The organism is Salegentibacter sp. 24 (assembly GCF_004362395.1).
Lineage (GTDB): Bacteria > Bacteroidota > Bacteroidia > Flavobacteriales > Flavobacteriaceae > Salegentibacter.
The window spans coordinates 37,175-53,396 of sequence record NZ_SNWE01000006.1 but is presented as its reverse complement, the minus strand read 5'-3'; the positions used below and the strand labels follow the sequence as shown (position 1 = coordinate 53,396).

General features: G+C 35.9%; 15 protein-coding genes. 13 read left to right on the top strand and 2 right to left on the bottom strand.

Annotated features, from left to right (window positions below; genetic code table 11):
- Positions 1-6: 6 nt before the first annotated feature.
- The gene (gene corA, locus DET49_RS05615) at positions 7-1,083 is read right to left on the bottom strand and encodes a magnesium/cobalt transporter CorA (RefSeq protein ID WP_133547123.1); all 1,077 of its coding nucleotides are present in this window, start codon (positions 1,081-1,083) and stop codon (positions 7-9) included.
- Between the two features lie 234 nt (positions 1,084-1,317).
- Here corA and nhaA point away from each other — a divergent pair, with 234 nt between their 5' ends.
- The 10 genes from nhaA to DET49_RS18820 all read left to right on the top strand — a co-directional run bounded on the left by nhaA (position 1,318) and on the right by DET49_RS18820 (position 11,394).
- On the top strand, positions 1,318-2,643 hold the full coding sequence (gene nhaA / locus DET49_RS05610) for a Na+/H+ antiporter NhaA (RefSeq protein WP_133547122.1): 1,326 nt from the start codon (positions 1,318-1,320) through the stop codon (positions 2,641-2,643).
- A 73-nt stretch (positions 2,644-2,716) separates the two neighbouring features.
- Positions 2,717-5,122, top strand: coding sequence for a heavy metal translocating P-type ATPase (locus DET49_RS05605; RefSeq protein WP_133547121.1), 2,406 nt, complete (start codon positions 2,717-2,719; stop codon positions 5,120-5,122).
- Positions 5,123-5,182: 60 nt separating this feature from the next.
- Positions 5,183-5,371 (top strand): cbb3-type cytochrome oxidase assembly protein CcoS, encoded by a 189-nt coding sequence (gene ccoS / locus DET49_RS05600; RefSeq protein ID WP_133547120.1) that lies wholly within the window; start codon positions 5,183-5,185, stop codon positions 5,369-5,371.
- A gap of 2 nt (positions 5,372-5,373) precedes the next feature.
- Entirely contained in the window at positions 5,374-7,575 is a 2,202-nt protein-coding gene (gene ccoN / locus DET49_RS05595) for a cytochrome-c oxidase, cbb3-type subunit I (RefSeq protein WP_133547119.1), read from the top strand.
- 2 nt (positions 7,576-7,577) lie between these two features.
- A complete protein-coding gene (locus tag DET49_RS05590; protein ID WP_133547118.1) occupies positions 7,578-7,766 on the top strand; it encodes a CcoQ/FixQ family Cbb3-type cytochrome c oxidase assembly chaperone in 189 nt (62 codons plus the stop codon).
- Positions 7,763-8,644 carry a cbb3-type cytochrome c oxidase N-terminal domain-containing protein gene (locus tag DET49_RS05585; RefSeq protein ID WP_133547117.1) on the top strand — a complete coding sequence of 294 codons (882 nt, stop codon included), beginning with the start codon at positions 7,763-7,765 and terminating at the stop codon, positions 8,642-8,644. The genes DET49_RS05590 and DET49_RS05585 overlap by 4 nt, the downstream gene beginning before the upstream one ends.
- A 23-nt stretch (positions 8,645-8,667) precedes the next feature.
- Positions 8,668-10,083, top strand: coding sequence for a cytochrome c oxidase accessory protein CcoG (gene ccoG, locus DET49_RS05580; protein WP_133547116.1), 1,416 nt, complete (start codon positions 8,668-8,670; stop codon positions 10,081-10,083).
- A gap of 11 nt (positions 10,084-10,094) precedes the next feature.
- Positions 10,095-10,541 (top strand): FixH family protein, encoded by a 447-nt coding sequence (locus DET49_RS05575; protein WP_133547115.1) that lies wholly within the window; start codon positions 10,095-10,097, stop codon positions 10,539-10,541.
- Complete coding sequence (locus DET49_RS05570; RefSeq protein WP_133547114.1) at positions 10,542-11,243, top strand: sulfite exporter TauE/SafE family protein; 702 nt, start codon at positions 10,542-10,544, stop codon at positions 11,241-11,243.
- 16 nt (positions 11,244-11,259) lie between these two features.
- Positions 11,260-11,394 carry a hypothetical protein gene (locus DET49_RS18820; RefSeq protein WP_262707971.1) on the top strand — a complete coding sequence of 45 codons (135 nt, stop codon included), beginning with the start codon at positions 11,260-11,262 and terminating at the stop codon, positions 11,392-11,394.
- Between the two features lie 89 nt (positions 11,395-11,483).
- On the opposite strand, the gene hemN is transcribed toward DET49_RS18820, so the two are convergent.
- Positions 11,484-12,839: an oxygen-independent coproporphyrinogen III oxidase gene (gene hemN / locus DET49_RS05565; RefSeq protein ID WP_133547113.1), complete on the bottom strand. Its 1,356-nt coding sequence runs from the start codon at positions 12,837-12,839 to the stop codon at positions 11,484-11,486.
- Positions 12,840-13,134: 295 nt separating this feature from the next.
- Between hemN and DET49_RS05560 the strand changes: the two genes are divergently transcribed.
- From DET49_RS05560 to DET49_RS05550, 3 genes are all read left to right on the top strand, one after another.
- On the top strand, positions 13,135-14,205 hold the full coding sequence (locus DET49_RS05560; protein WP_133547112.1) for an AI-2E family transporter: 1,071 nt from the start codon (positions 13,135-13,137) through the stop codon (positions 14,203-14,205).
- A gap of 43 nt (positions 14,206-14,248) precedes the next feature.
- A complete protein-coding gene (locus DET49_RS05555) occupies positions 14,249-15,079 on the top strand; it encodes a DUF1853 family protein (protein WP_133547111.1) in 831 nt (276 codons plus the stop codon).
- Between the two features lie 86 nt (positions 15,080-15,165).
- Complete coding sequence (locus DET49_RS05550; RefSeq protein ID WP_133547110.1) at positions 15,166-16,047, top strand: cation diffusion facilitator family transporter; 882 nt, start codon at positions 15,166-15,168, stop codon at positions 16,045-16,047.
- Positions 16,048-16,222: the final 175 nt, after the last annotated feature.

The window sequence follows — 16,222 nt, the reverse complement described above, 5'->3', positions numbered from 1 at the left end:
ATAGCGTTAAAGCCAGTTTTTTCGTTTAAAATAATAAATCATCAGAATAAATATAGTGATCATAATTCCCCAAAGTACGAAATAGCTATATTTCCATTGAAGCTCTGGAATGTACTCAAAATTCATTCCGTAAATACCGGCAATAAAGGTCAGGGGAATGAATATAGAAGCCATTATGGTTAATACCTTCATCACCTCATTCATTTTATTGCTAATGGTTGTCATATACATATCCATAAGTCCCCAGGCCATCTCACGATACAGATCTATATTTTCCGAAACCTGCAGAATATGATCGTGTAGATCGTTTATATAGTTTTTGGTTCTTGTTTTTATAAGATCATTTTCCAAATTTTGAAATCTTGAAATCACTTCTTTAAGAGGGAAAACTGCCCGTCTAACTCTTAGGATAGACCTTTTGAGTTCCTGTATCTCATAAGTAATATCATCGCTTGGCTGACTTTCAAATAACTGTTCTTCCAAATTTTCTACTTTCTCACTCAGCTCATCTACAACAAGGAAATAATGATCAACAATAGCATCTAGAAGGGCAAAAACCAGGTAATCTGAACCATTGGTACGGATGCGACCATATGCCTTTTCCAGCCTCCCACGTACGCCATCAAAAACATCACCACCGGCTTCCTGAAAGCTTAAAACGTAGTCCTTACCTAAAACAAAACTTATATGCTCATTGACCAACTGGCCATTCTGGTAATAAAGCATTTTTGCAACGATAAATAAATAGTCTTCATACTCATCTATTTTTGGACGTTGGGTGGTATTAACTATGTCTTCAATGATTAAAGGATGAAGATCGTAATATTTACCAAGTTTTTCGATTTCCTCAGTATTGCTTAAGCCGTCAATATTAAACCAGGTTATTCGATCCTCGGCTTCAAATTTAAAAGCATCTTCAGGTGAGGAGGAAGTAAACTTTTCATAATTATCTTTATTGTAATCTATAACTTCAAGCTTGGTTTCACTGGATTCTTTTTTTCCAACATAAGTTACCGTTCCCGGCGGCTGGTTGACAGATTTCATCTTGGGCCTAAGGAAATTTTTGGTTAATTTTTTTACCATTGTCTTTTTTTGTAGGTCTAAAGGTAGCAAAGTTTTGTTTTTTAGGAATAATTAAAATCTAATCAAGCGGGTTATTTAAGTTAGTATAAAAATCGACAGAATCAAATCCTGATTACAAAATTATTTGGATTTCATTTTATTAATAAACCTGAGACTGATCATATTTTGAGTTTAAAAAAGGCCATAATTTTAGGGAACTGTACCAATTGACATATTCTCTAGAACCAGGTTACTATGAAAAAATCCCACCTTGATACCTACCTGCTATTGCCAATTAAAAATTTTATTGAGAAAAAAACTTCTGTTGGTTTACTACTCATCTTCTCTGCCTTGCTGGCCATGCTCGTGGCAAATTCTCCCCTTGCTGATGCTTACCACAATCTCTGGAAACAATACATTCATATTGGAGTAAACGAATTTGTTATAAAGAAAAATCTGCTTCACTGGATTAACGACGGCCTGATGTCGATTTTCTTTTTTATGATTGGTCTGGAATTAAAACGAGAAATTTTACAGGGTGAACTTTCAAGTTTTAATAAAGCTATACTTCCAGTTGGAGCAGCCCTGGGAGGAATGCTTTTTCCCGCACTTATTTATTACTATTTTAATTCCGGTTTGGATTCTGTTTCGGGCTGGGGTATTCCCATGGCAACGGATATCGCCTTTGCCTTAGGTATTCTTTTCTTACTCGGAGATCGCGTTCCTTTACCTTTGAAAATTTTTTTAACGGCCATTGCAATTGTAGACGATCTTGGTGCAGTATTAATCATTGCATTCTTTTATACCTCAGATATTTCTGTACAAAGTCTCGCCATGGCCAGTGTATTTTTACTCATCCTGGCAACAGCCAACCTCATCGGAATTAGAAATACACTTTTTTATGCGGTTATGGGAATAGGTGGGTTATGGTTAGCCATTTTACTTTCTGGTGTTCACGCTACCATTGCAGCTGTTTTGGCCGCTTTTGCTATTCCAAATACCAAACGTATCAATACGCCTTTGTTCCTTCGAAAAACTAAACTAATATCCTATGAAATTCAACAGGAATTTAGAAGTAAAAAGAAAAACCCAAAAGAAGCTGAAGAACGAATTACCCATAACATAGAAAAATTCTCATCATTAACCGAGGATGCCACTCCCCCACTTCAGCGCTTAGAGCACGCTCTTTATCCATTTGTTAGTTTTGTGATCTTACCAATCTTTGCCTTCGCTAATGCAGGAGTTAGCTTCGAAAAAGCTTCTTTTGATGGAATGCTAAGTACGGTAAGTATTGGTGTGATTTTAGGGCTTATTTTTGGAAAATTTGTGGGTATTGTGTTATTCTCAAGACTTTTGGTTTGGTTTAAAATTGCAGCACTTCCCCATAAAGTGAAATGGAAGCATGTCTATGGCATTGGTTTTCTTGGGGGCATAGGTTTCACCATGTCCCTATTTATTACCGAACTCGCCTTTAAAAATGAAAATTATTTAGCCCAAGCAAAAACCGGAATTTTTTTAGCCTCCCTTCTTGCCGGTATAGTTGGATACTTCTATTTGCGAAAAATTGGTAATGGAAATTAATTTTTCCGGAAGCTGACCCTGGTCATATTATCTTAAGCTAATTTCCTGAAAATTTGTAACCAAATATGCTAGTATGGACAGTTGTTTTCACTGTGGTGAAAAATGTAAGGAGGAACTCATAATTTTTCAGGAAAAGGTTTTCTGTTGTAATGGTTGCAAAACTGTTTTTGAGATTTTAGTTGAAAGTAATCTTACATATTATTATGAGCTTCAGGAAAAACCAGGAATCTCCCCTGGTGCTTCTGAGATGAAATTTGATTTTCTGGATAATTCAGAAATAGTTGAAAAGTTGCTAGAATTCAATGAAAACAAGAACCAAATCGTCTCTTTTTTAATTCCATCAATGCATTGCAGTTCCTGTATATGGGTTTTGGAAAATTTAGGAAAACTTAACCAGGGGATAAAGTACTCACAAGTAGATTTTCCCAAGAAAACAGTTCGGATTAATTTTTCTTCGGACAAAATAAATCTTAAGGAACTCGTATATCTTCTAAGTAGGATTGGTTATGAACCTTATATTTCTCTGAAAGATTATGATGAAAAAAACCATAAAATAGACCGAAGCTTAATCTATAAATTAGGAGTTGCCGGATTTGCTTTTGGCAATGTTATGTTTCTTTCCTTTCCCGAGTATTTCGAAGTCAAGGAATTCTGGCTTGAGCAATTTAAACATTTGTTTCGATGGTTAATGTTCGCATTTTCCCTTCCTGTAGTATTCTATAGCGGATCTGATTATTTTATTTCTGCCTTCAAAGGTTTGCGCGCTAGAATTTTAAATATAGATGTTCCCATTGCCATGGGAATCGCCGTGCTTTTTATTAGGAGTTCCACTGAAATTCTATTTGATCTCGGCACTGGTTTCTTTGACAGTCTTACCGGATTGGTTTTCTTTCTTCTTCTAGGGAAATTCTTTCAACAAAAAACCTATTCCTATTTATCTTTTGAGCGGGATTATAAATCATATTTCCCAATGGCAGTTACAAGATTAGGTACTAATACCTCCAGGGAAACTACAGAAGAGCAAGTGCAAGTTTATAAGGTAAAGCCAGGTGACCGTATTTTAATAAGAAATGCGGAATTGATCCCAATCGATTCTGTTTTGATTAAGGGCATGGCGAATATAGATTACAGTTTTGTGACCGGTGAGGCTGAAGTGGTTAAAAAAGAATCCGGTGAAACACTTTATGCAGGTGGTCGCCAGCAAGGAGGAATGTTAGAAATTGAAGCTATAAAAGCCATAGATCAAAGTTATCTTACTAGACTCTGGAGTAATGAGATCTTTAAAAAAGATAAAAGGGGACAATTTCAAAATTTAATCAATCAGATAAGTAAAAGATTCACAGCAGGAGTTTTAAGCATAGCTTTTTTGGCCACAATGTTCTGGCTTTTTTACGACCCTTCCAAAGCGCTAAATGTTTTCACAGCAATTCTAATAATAGCCTGTCCGTGCGCCCTTGCTCTAGCTACCCCATTTACCCTTGGAAATTTACTGCGCATCTTTGGAAGGAATAAATTCTACCTAAAGGAAGCCGGTGTCATTGAACAAATTGCAAAAATTGATTGCCTTGTTTTTGATAAAACCGGCACGATTACTTCTAATAAAAAAACCGAAGTTTACTATGAAGGTTTAAAACTTAATGCTTTTGATAAACAATTACTCAGCAGTAGTTTAAGGGCTTCAGGTCATCCTCTTAGCATGCAACTTTACCAGATTCTGGAGAAGAATAAAATCCTGAGTTTAGATGAATTTAAAGAGTATTCCGGGAAAGGAATTAGCTCAGCAGGCAATGGCAGTAAAATGAAAATTGGCTCTGCTTCATTTGTAAAAGAAAGTGCTTGTGATACTAAAGAATTTAATAAAACTACGGTTCACATAAGTAGTAATAATGAATACAAAGGCTGTTACATTTTTAAAAATTCTTACCGAGAAGGCCTGGTTGATTTGTTTAGAAAATTAGGAGATAGCAAAGAGCTTTTTATTCTTTCAGGAGATAATGATGGAGAAAGGGAAAAACTTGAAAATATGTTGCCGATGAAAACTAAATTTCATTTCAACCAGCAGCCCGAGGATAAGCTTAATTTTATAAAGAAACTTCAACAAGAAGGAAAATCTGTAATGATGATTGGCGATGGGCTTAATGATGCTGGGGCCCTTGCACAAAGCGATGTGGGCATTTCAGTTTCTGAAAATATCAATGTTTTTTCCCCGGCTTGTGACGGTATCCTCGAGGCTTGCAATCTTACCAGTTTGAATGAATATTTTAAACTTTCAGAAAAAGGCGTGAAAATTATCAAGTGGAGTTTTGTGTTGAGCCTTTGTTATAACATCGTAGGACTTGCTTTTGCAGTCAGTGGAAACTTAATGCCGGTAATTGCCGCTATTTTGATGCCACTGAGTTCTATTAGTATTGTGACTTTTACAACCCTGGCCACAAATCTTGCTGGGAGAAAATTTAAACCTTTAGTGAGCAAAACCTGATCTAGATCATATTTTAAACTTTAACACAGTTTTAAGTTTGTCGAAATAATCAAAAATACAATGAACATTATTTACCTCTTGCTTGCTTTAAGTATCCTGGTTGCTCTCATCTTTTTTATCGCCTTTATTTTTTCGGTTAAAAAAGGACAGTATGACGATGTATATACTCCATCAGTAAGGATGCTTTTTGATGATGAATTAGTCAGGTCAGATAAATCGGATTCCACCAAAAACAAGAAATCGAATTAACTATGGAAATAGAACAATTTCATTACGATAACAAGATCGTAAAAAAGTTTACTATGGCTACCATTTTCTGGGGCATTGTAGGTATGAGTATAGGCCTTTTACTGGCCCTTATGTTTTTGTTTCCCAATATAACCGATGGAATTTCTTGGTTAAGTTTTGGTCGTTTAAGGCCTTTACATACCAACGCGGTCATCTTTGCTTTTGTTGGAAATGCAATTTTCGCCGGGGTTTATTATTCAACGCAGCGCTTGCTGAAGGCCCGAATGTATAGTGATTTTTTAAGTAATTTCAACTTTTGGGGGTGGCAGGCTATTATCGTTTCCGCTGCGATCACACTCCCAATGGGTTTTACAAGTTCTAAAGAATACGCAGAACTTGAATGGCCAATAGATATTGCTATTACATTGGTTTGGGTTGCCTTTGGGGCCAACCTTATAGGTACTATGATCAAAAGAAGGCAACGGCATTTGTATGTTGCTATTTGGTTTTATTTGGCCACATTCGTAACCGTAGCGGTTCTTCATATTTTTAACAATATTGAAATTCCAGTGAGTGCCTTTAAGAGCTATTCGGTATATTCAGGTGTTCAGGATGCTTTGGTACAATGGTGGTACGGACATAATGCGGTGGCATTTTTTCTTACAACTCCATTCCTAGGTTTAATGTATTATTTTGTTCCCAAGGCTGCCAACAGACCGGTTTATTCTTACCGACTGTCTATTATCCATTTCTGGTCGCTGATTTTTATTTATATCTGGGCTGGACCTCACCATTTATTATATTCAACTTTACCGGACTGGGCACAAAACCTGGGGGTAGCATTTTCGGTAATGCTATTGTTTCCTTCCTGGGGAGGTATGATCAATGGACTTCTAACCTTACGGGGTGCTTGGGATAAAGTACGAACTGATCCTGTTCTTAAATTTTTCGTAGTGGCTATTACTGGTTACGGGATGGCTACATTTGAAGGACCAATGCTATCGTTGAAAAATGTAAATGCAATAGCACACTTTAGCGACTGGATTATTGCCCATGTACACGTTGGTGCTTTAGCCTGGAATGGGTTCTTAACTTTCGGGATGGTATACTGGTTAGTACCTAGATTATTTAAAACAAAACTATATTCTATAAAGTTGGCCAATGCACATTTCTGGATAGGAACTCTGGGAATCATCATATATACATTACCATTGTATGTTGCCGGATTTGTTCAAGCTTCTATGTGGAAACAATTTAATCCTGACGGAACCCTTACCTATGGGAATTTTCTGGAGACTGTAACTTCTATAATGCCCATGTATTGGATGCGAGCAATAGGTGGTAGTTTATATATTATTGGAGCCTTTATTTTACTTTATAATATTGTTAGAACGGTAAGACAGGGAAGCGCGGTTGAAGATGAACTGGCTGAAGCAGCGCCACTTCAAAAAGTAACACGAAAAAGAACTTCAGGGGAAGCCTACCATTCCTGGCTGGAAAGAAGACCTGTGAAACTTACCATTTTTGCAACTATAGCGATTCTAATAGGTGGAATTGTTCAAATTGTACCTTCTTTAATGGTAGATGAATATGTACCGGTTATTTCCAGTGTAAAACCCTATACGCCATTAGAGTTAGAGGGTCGGGATATCTATATTCGTGAAGGTTGTGTTGGTTGCCATTCACAAATGATTAGACCATTTAGGAGTGAAGTAGAACGCTATGGTGAATACTCTAAAGCTGGAGAATATGTTTACGATTATCCTTTCTTATGGGGCAGCAAGCGTACCGGGCCTGATCTTATGCGTGTTGGCGGAAAGTATTCCGATAACTGGCACCTAAATCATATGTACGATCCACAGAGTACTTCGGCAGGTTCTATTATGCCGTCATACAAATGGTTAATTACCGATGAACTTGACAAAAGCGATACCCAAAAGAAGATGAGAGTCCTTAAAAAGTTAGGTGTACCCTATACTTTAGAGGAAATTGAAAATGCACAGCAGTGGATGGCAGATCAGGGTACTCAAATTGAGAAAAACTTATATGCAGATCCAGACTTCGTTAAGACATATGAAGCTGAAAAAGAATTTGCGGAGCAAAATGATACCGAGTTTGTAGCAATGCGAAACCGTGAAATAGTAGCCCTTATCGCTTATTTACAGCGCCTGGGAACTGATATTAAAGTAAACGATATAGAAGTTTCAAAAACTAAAAATAACTAAGCATGTTCAAATTTGTAAAAGGCCACATGGAAAGTATAGACGGCGTGATGATCTATCCGTTAATTTCCCTTCTTATTTTCTTTATTTTTTTTGTAGTGCTTTTTGTCTGGGTAATTACTGCTGAAAAAAAGAATATAGATGAGGTAAGCAAATTACCATTAGACACTAACCCATTAAATGAGGAATTATGAAAATTATATCTTATTTAAGAATTGCCGGATTTTTAATTCTCGCCCTGATTTTAATTGAACTTACGGTAGAATCAAAAAGCGGTTGGGCCATTGAGCAATATCCGGTTATTTGGTGGATTTTAGTAGTAGTAATCGTTTTTGCTTTGGCTATAGAAATTTCTATTACTGCTTTAGAAAATACGGTTTACAGAAGTTTAAAGCCTGATGCACAGGCGCGTTACACAAAACTGCTAGCTGAAAATGCTGAAAAACAGTTTTCAGGCTTGAAAAAGTTTTATAAGAAAATGTTGAATCAAAAGCCTGTAGAAAAAGAGCAGGAGATTCTTTTAGATCATAATTACGATGGCATCAAGGAACTGGATAACGATCTTCCCTCATGGTGGCTTTATGGTTTTTACATAAGTATCTTATTTGCCTTTGTATATATGGCTTATTACCACATTTTTGATGGGGAGACCCAGCGAGAAGAATATCTGGCTGAAATTACAGAAGCTAAGGAAGAAATTGAAGCTTACAAAGCTGCTCATCCAGATCTTATTGATGCTTCTTCTGTAGAACTTTTAACTAAAGCCTCGGATCTCCAATCCGGAGAGGAAATTTTCATGACCAGTTGTATGGCTTGTCACCGAGCTGATGGTGGTGGTGCTATTGGACCTAACCTTACCGATAAGCACTGGATCTTAGGCGGAGGAATCAGTAATGTTTTCCAAACAATTTCTGAGGGTGGCCGTGATGGAAAAGGAATGGTCGCCTGGAAATCCGAATTAAATGCAAAAGAAATTGCGCAAGTAGCCAGTTATGTTTTAAGTCTTCAGGGCAGCAATCCTGTAGATCCTAAAGCTTCCGAAGGCGAAGTTTGGGAAGCTGGAAAAGAGTAAATTAATTTTAAGAAAAGAAGGTTTTGGGTAATAAAGAAGAATTCAGGGATACCATTGCCACGGCGGACGATAAGGGTAAAAGATTATGGGTTTTCCCAAAGAAACCTTCAGGAAGATTTTATGAATATAGAAAATATGTTAGTTATGTATTGCTCATAATACTTTTTGCCGCTCCATTTGTTAAAATAAACGGTAACCAGTTTATGATGTTCAATATTTTGGAAAGGCGTTTTAATATTTTTGGATTTCCTTTTTGGCCACAGGATTTTCACATTTTTGTAATTATGATGGTTATAGGGGTAGTTTTTATCATTCTCTTTACCGTTGCCTTCGGAAGGATTTTTTGTGGTTGGTTCTGTCCCCAGACCATTTTTATGGAAATGGTTTTCCGCAGAATAGAATACTGGATTGAAGGAGACCGTGGTAAACAAATGCGCCTAGAAAAACAGGATTGGAACGCCGAAAAAATTAGAAAACGTTCTCTTAAATGGTTTTTATTCTTTATCATCTCTTTTCTGATTGCAAATGTCTTCCTGGCTTATTTAATGGGGAGTGACCGGCTTATTCAATATGTGACCGACGGTCCATTAAATCATTTGAGCACTTTTATATCCTTATTGATTTTTACGGCAGTTTTCTATTTTGTATTCGCCTGGTTCCGAGAACAGGTTTGTGTAATTGCCTGTCCCTACGGAAGGCTCCAAGGTGTTTTATTAGACAATAAATCTATTGTTGTTGCGTACGATCATAAGCGCGGAGAAAAGAAAAAAGGAAGGGCTAAGTTTAAAAAGAACGAAGATCGTAGTGCAGCTGGGAAAGGCGATTGTATAGATTGTTTTCAATGCGTTCAGGTTTGCCCCACAGGAATAGATATCAGAAACGGCACACAACTCGAATGTATCAACTGCACCGCTTGCATAGATGCCTGCGATAATATGATGGAGGCTGTAGATTTGCCGAAAGGCTTAATTAGGTATGCCAGCGAAGAAAATATTGAAAAGAAGGCAAAATTTAGAATTACTCCCAGACTAAAGGGTTACAGCATCGTTTTAGGAATTTTAACCGCAGTCTTAGTTGGAATATTATTTATAAGAAGTGACGTTGAAGCAAGGATTTTAAGATTACCGGGGCAATTGTATGAACGAAAGGCAGAAAATATTATAAGCAATGTATATACCTATAAATTAGTTAATAAAACTACGGCTGATTTTGAAGATATTGAATTCAGATTATTATCCCATCGGGGAAAAATTATGCCGGTAAAGCAATCAAATATATTGGTGCCTGGACAAGAATTAACTGAAGGCACTTTATTTATAGAAATACATACTGCAGCCCTGGAAGAAGAAAAAGAAAGATTAAAGATTGGTATTTACAGCGGAGAACGATTAATAGAAACAACCAGCACAATGTTTATGGGGCCGCGTAGTTTTAATTAAAATTAGAAAAGATGAAAATAAACTGGGGAACAGGAATTGTAATTGGAATGGTGCTTTTTATTAGCTTCATAATGTTTTTGGTCATCAATATGCTCACTGATAAAAAGTTCGACCACGATTTGGTCACTGAGGATTATTATAAAAGAGAATTACATTATCAGGATGAAATTAATGCAGAAACCAATGCGTTTGCTTTAGAAAAGAATATTAGTGATCACAGGGCAAAAAATGGTTGGATTATTGAATTTCCAAAGAATCTTGAGCTTTCTAAAATTTCAGGAAATATAAATTTCTATCGTCCATCAAATCAAAAATTAGATTTTAATATTCCATTGAACCTCAAAGCACATCAGGTGCTTATACACGATGATAAATTGGTTAGTGGACGATGGAATATTAATATTCACTGGAAATATGAAGGGAAACCTTATTTGTATAAAAACGAAATAGTTTACTAAATGTTGATATCGGCATTAATATTTGGACTTCTGGGAAGTTTTCATTGTGTAGGTATGTGTGGTCCGATTGCATTTTTATTGCCGGTAGACCACAAGAATGAACTTAAAAAACTTGGCCAAATCACCTTATACCATCTTGGACGATTAAGCTCTTACTCGATCATCGGATTTTCATTTGGATTGTTAGGCAGGAGTTTGAGATTGTTTGGGCTTCAGCAGCAGCTTTCTATACTAGTGGGAGTTTTAATGATTTTAGTAATCCTTATTCCATATAAAACTCTTAATAAATACAATGGCTCAAGACCTATTTTCAAAATGGTTTCCAAAATAAAAAGCAATCTTGGAAGACAGTTAAAACAAAAATCTCCTGATACTTTTTATACTATTGGTTTTCTAAATGGTTTTCTTCCTTGCGGACTAATCTATATGGCAGTTTTTGGTGCCATTGCTTCGGGGACGGCCTTAGAAGGTAGTTTATATATGGCAGTTTTTGGTCTGGGAACAATTCCGTTGATGACCGCTGCAATTTATCTTGGTAATTTTATCAACCTTAGTTTACGCTCTAAAATTAGAAAAGCGGTACCGGTTTTTGTAGTGCTTATTGGATTGCTATTTGTACTAAGAGGAATGGGGCTTGGAATCCCATATCTGTCTCCCCGGGAAATGACTCCAGAAATCACAGCAGCCAAGCGCTGCCATTAACTTAAAGTATATTGTAATGAAATTATTAGACACTATTGGATTGGTGAACTGGGAAATGGGAAGTTTCCTTATCGCGATGTTTTTTGTTGTTTGTGCCGGCCTGGTTCTTATCGTTTTGAATATGATAAATAGCGGGAATGATAAAGAATAAAAGTTGATTTGAAAATAAAATACAAAGTAATAAAAGAAACAGTCCGACAGAAACATTCCTGCCGGTCTGTTTACATTCCCGGTTTCCTTTTACACGGTCATGGAAAATAATTGGGTATTTGGTTTTTCTGCCTGCATTTTTAAATCGAAGGCCATACAAATGTTCCTTACAAATGGTCTCCCTTTTTCAGGAATTGATAATCCCGTATCTGAGAAGATGACAAGATCATCAGCTTCCATTTCTCTTAGTTTAATAAGCACCTCGGGTAATTCCTCAAAATATTCTTCAGGGTCTTTCCAACTTGTTTCTAAACGGCACATTAGATTGAGAATATGCTTCCTAATAATTAGATCTTTATCGCTTAAAATGTGCCCGCGAAAAATAGGAATAATTCCTTGTGAAATAAGATTTTGATAGGATGCTAATGATTTTTCATTTTGAGCAAATCCATACCAGCTATCACTTATGGCCGAAACACCTAGACCAATCATTGACGATCCTGAAGATGTAGTATACCCCATAAAGTTTCTATGTAGGCTTTTTTCTTCTGCAGCCTTATATAGAGAATCTGTTTTAAGAGCAAAATGATCCATTCCTATTTCTATATAACCGGCTGCTTCTAACATTTGCTTTCCTGTTTCGTACATTTCCCTTTTTTCATTAGCAGTCGGAAGATCTGAATCCTTAAAGCCGCGTTGTCCATTTCCTTTTATCCAAGGGACATGCGCATAACTGTAAAATGCAATCCGGTCCGGCATTAGTAATTTGGTCTTTTGTATGGTTTCAATTATATCTGTTTTTGTTTGAAATGGTAAACCAAATATGATATCGTGACCAACCGATTTAAACCCAGCCTGCCTTGCCAGTTCTGTTGCATTCTTTACATTTATAAAAGGCTGTATTCGATGTATTGCTTTTTGAACCTTTTCATTATAATCCTGGACTCCATAACTTACACGCTTAAAATTAAGTTCGGCAAGGGTTTCTAAATGTTCCTTGGTAGTATTATTAGGATGTCCCTCAAAACTTAATTCTGTTGCACAATCTCGGTGAGCCTTACGGAAAAGCATTTTCAATAAAAATTTAAGATTTTCAGGAGCAAAGAAAGTAGGTGTTCCTCCCCCAAGATGCACTTCCCGAATTATAGGTTTTTCACCCAGTATTTCAAGGTAAAGATCCCATTCCCTCAATAAACTTTCTATATATGGAGATTCAACTTCATGGTTTTTTGTAATTCGTTTATTGCATCCACAAAACGTGCATAAGCTCTCACAAAACGGCAAATGAATATAAAGGCTAATCTCCTTATTTTTATTAAAACTACGGATTAAACTTTTTTTCCACCCTGACAAAGAAAATCTTGTTCCATCCCAGTATGGAACAGTTGGGTAACTGGTGTACCTGGGCCCAGGTACGTTATATTTATTGATTAGATTTGAGGACATAGGCTTAAGTTTTTACAAACTTAAATCAACTTACTTTTCATTAATATGATGATAATCAGGTTCTCATATTTTTTTTATACAAACTATTGAAAATAGTAATAAACTTCCTAATCTTTAAAAAATGTAGAAAACATTTAAATTTAATTGAAGGAAGTATTTGAATCTGGTCAGCTTTATTTGGAATTTTAGTGGTTTTCTGGGTTGGATGATAACAATTAAAATTCCTTTCATTCAAACAAGCTATGGAAGAACTGAATAACTTTCTCTATCTTCCTACTTCTAAACCAAGCATTTGATGAACACCGCCCATAAGACTTTACTTTACCCAATTGTTGCTCTTATAGTGGGAGCTTTTTTCCTTTTCTCGGGTTTGGCCGATGCAAAAGGCTTTCTAGCTCCATTGGTAACTGCCATAATTTTGGCCTTGTTATTAATTCCCTTAAGTAATTTGATGGAAAGAAATCTCACCCGGGTATTTTCTTCCCTTCTCAGTACCATATTATTACTATTATTTAGCCTGGGGGTTTTTGTTTTGCTTTCCTTTCAAATTAAAAACTTTGTAGATGATTGGGATAAAATTAAGGAAACAATGGCGCCCAAAATAGAACAATTACAAAATTACGCATATGAGCATACAGCATTAAGCAGTCAGGATTTAGAGGAATATAAAAAGAATAACGATGTGCAAAGTATTCTGACTTCCAGTGGGAATTCCGGACAAAAAGCTTTTAATTTTATAAATTCGGTTATTAGTTTTATCAGTAATTATCTCCTGACTTTTATCTATATTTTTTTTCTCTTAAATTACAGAAAGCGCTTTAAAATCTTTATTCTAAAGTTATTCTCTAATGAACGCAAAGAGGAAGTCAAAAAAATCATTAATGAAACGGCAAGGGTAGCCCAGTTCTATTTAAGGGGAAAATTAATATTAATCATAATACTTTCTGTTCTTTATAGTATTGGTTTAGGAATTTCGGGGGTGAATAATTTTATACTTATCTCGGTAATTGCGGCTTTCCTGACCTTAATTCCTTTTATTGGCAACATCATAGGAATGGGTTTAGCTTTAATTTTTGGTTACCTTACCCAGGGCGAAATCAGTATCCTTATTGGTATTATCCTAACCTTTTCGATAGTCCAGTTTATCGAAAGTTATGTTTTGGAACCATACATTGTAGGAGATAAAGTAGATATCCATCCATTCTTTGTTATTCTTGCCATTATTTTGGGTAATATGATATGGGGTATAATGGGAATGATTTTAGCCATTCCAGTTATGGGTATTTTAAACGTTATTTTTAATCATGTTGCGGCCTTAAAGCCTTTTGGTTATCTTTTAAGTACGGATCAGGAGGATGAAAAATAGAAGAAAATCCCAGAGAATTTCAAACAAATCTTTTGTCTGAAAAATGAAGAATCGCTTAATAAAACAATTTCAAGGTTTTTTGAAGACCCCACCACTTTGGGATCATCATTTTCAGGAACTCATTCAGTTTAATTTACCTGAACCTGATAATTTTTCACCTACAAACCTGGAAAAATGCCTGCCCTCACTTGCTAAAAATTTTGTTATGGGGAAACGGGTAGAACGTTTTTTTGAATGGATAATTCAACAGGATTCAGGATATAAATTATTGGCTCAAAATATACAGATCAATCGTGATAACATCACCCAGGGAGAGCTTGATTTTTTGATTAGAGATCTAATCAATAGGCAAAATATTCATGTAGAAATGGTTTACAAATTCTATCTCTACGATCCTTCTTTTAATTCAGAAATTAACCGCTGGATAGGTCCGAACCGAAAGGATTCTTTACTTCAAAAAACCGAAAAACTAAAACAGAAACAATTTCCGCTGCTATTTAAGGCTGAGACTAAAAACTTATTGAATTCTTTAGATATAAATTCTGAAAAAATTATTCAGCGAACCTGTTTTAAAGCCAATTTATTTATTCCCAGGCAATTTAGAGATAAGTATTTTGCGTATATAAATAACCGATGCATCGCTGGAATATGGCTCTATTTTGAGGATTTCAACTCCACTGAGTATAATGGTTATCAATTTTATGCTCCAAAAAAACAAGATTGGCCAATTTTACCTAAAGATGGTGAAACCTGGTTTTCTCATTCTGAAATAATCAGCCAAATTCAAAGTTTATTTCAAAAAAATAGGGCACCATTAATTTGGGTAAAAAAACCTGGAAATATTTTTGAACGCATATTTGTAGTCTGGTGGTAATTTAAATAATTTTCCATAATGCTACTGGAAATGGTATAGATTCCTTTAATTCCCATTAAATTTGCAAACCAAACCACACCTCTTAAATGGATCACAATACCCATGAAGCGATAAAAGCCTCCTGGCTCAGTATAATAGGAAATGCTCTGTTAGCCATTGCCAAGTTTATTACAGGGATTTTCGGAAATTCCTATGCGCTTATTGCAGACGCCATAGAATCTACTACAGATGTATTTTCATCCTTTTTAGTCCTACTTGGGCTCAAGTATTCCAGTCGTCCTCCGGATAAAAACCATCCTTATGGGCATGGAAAAGCAGAACCATTAATAACCTTTGCAGTAGTTGGTTTTTTAATAGTCTCAGCTACAATTATTGCGCACGAAAGCATACAGCATATACAGACCCCACATAAAGTTCCCGAGCCCTACACTTTAATTGTACTGGGTATCATTGTGATTATTAAGGAATATTTCTACCGTAGAGTTTCAAAAAAAAGTGATGAAACCAAAAGTACTTCATTAAAAGCGGATGCCTGGCATCACCGTAGTGATGCCATCACCTCCTTAATGGCCTTTATAGGAATTTCCATCGCACTTTTTATGGGTAAGGGTTATGAAACCGCAGATGATTGGGCGGCTCTTTTTGCATCAGGATTTATACTCTATAATGCTTATCTTATACTAAGACCAGCACTTGGAGAGGTGATGGATGAACATATGTATGATGATATGATTTCGGAAATTCGTGAAATCAGTCTTAAGGTACCTGGGGTTTTAGGTACCGAGAAATGTAATGTTCGTAAAACAGGCATGATTTATCATGTAGATTTACATATTATGGTAAATTCCCAAATAAGCGTAAAAGAAGGTCATGATATTGCTCACCTTGTAAAGAACCATCTCCTTTCCCACTTTCCTGAGATCTTTGATGTGCTTATTCACGTGGAACCTGCCCATTGCTTAAAGTAGTAAAAAGTGTTTGAATCTTTGGACTTTGAATGAAATTTTGATTTTGTTCAGTATTTTCGATCTATAATATTCAATTCCTTCTTTAAACTGAATTCCAGGCAAAAGAGAACAAGTTCAACCAAGCATCTTAAGAAAGTTTTAGCGTTAAAGCCCTGCTAAACCTCATTGAATTCAG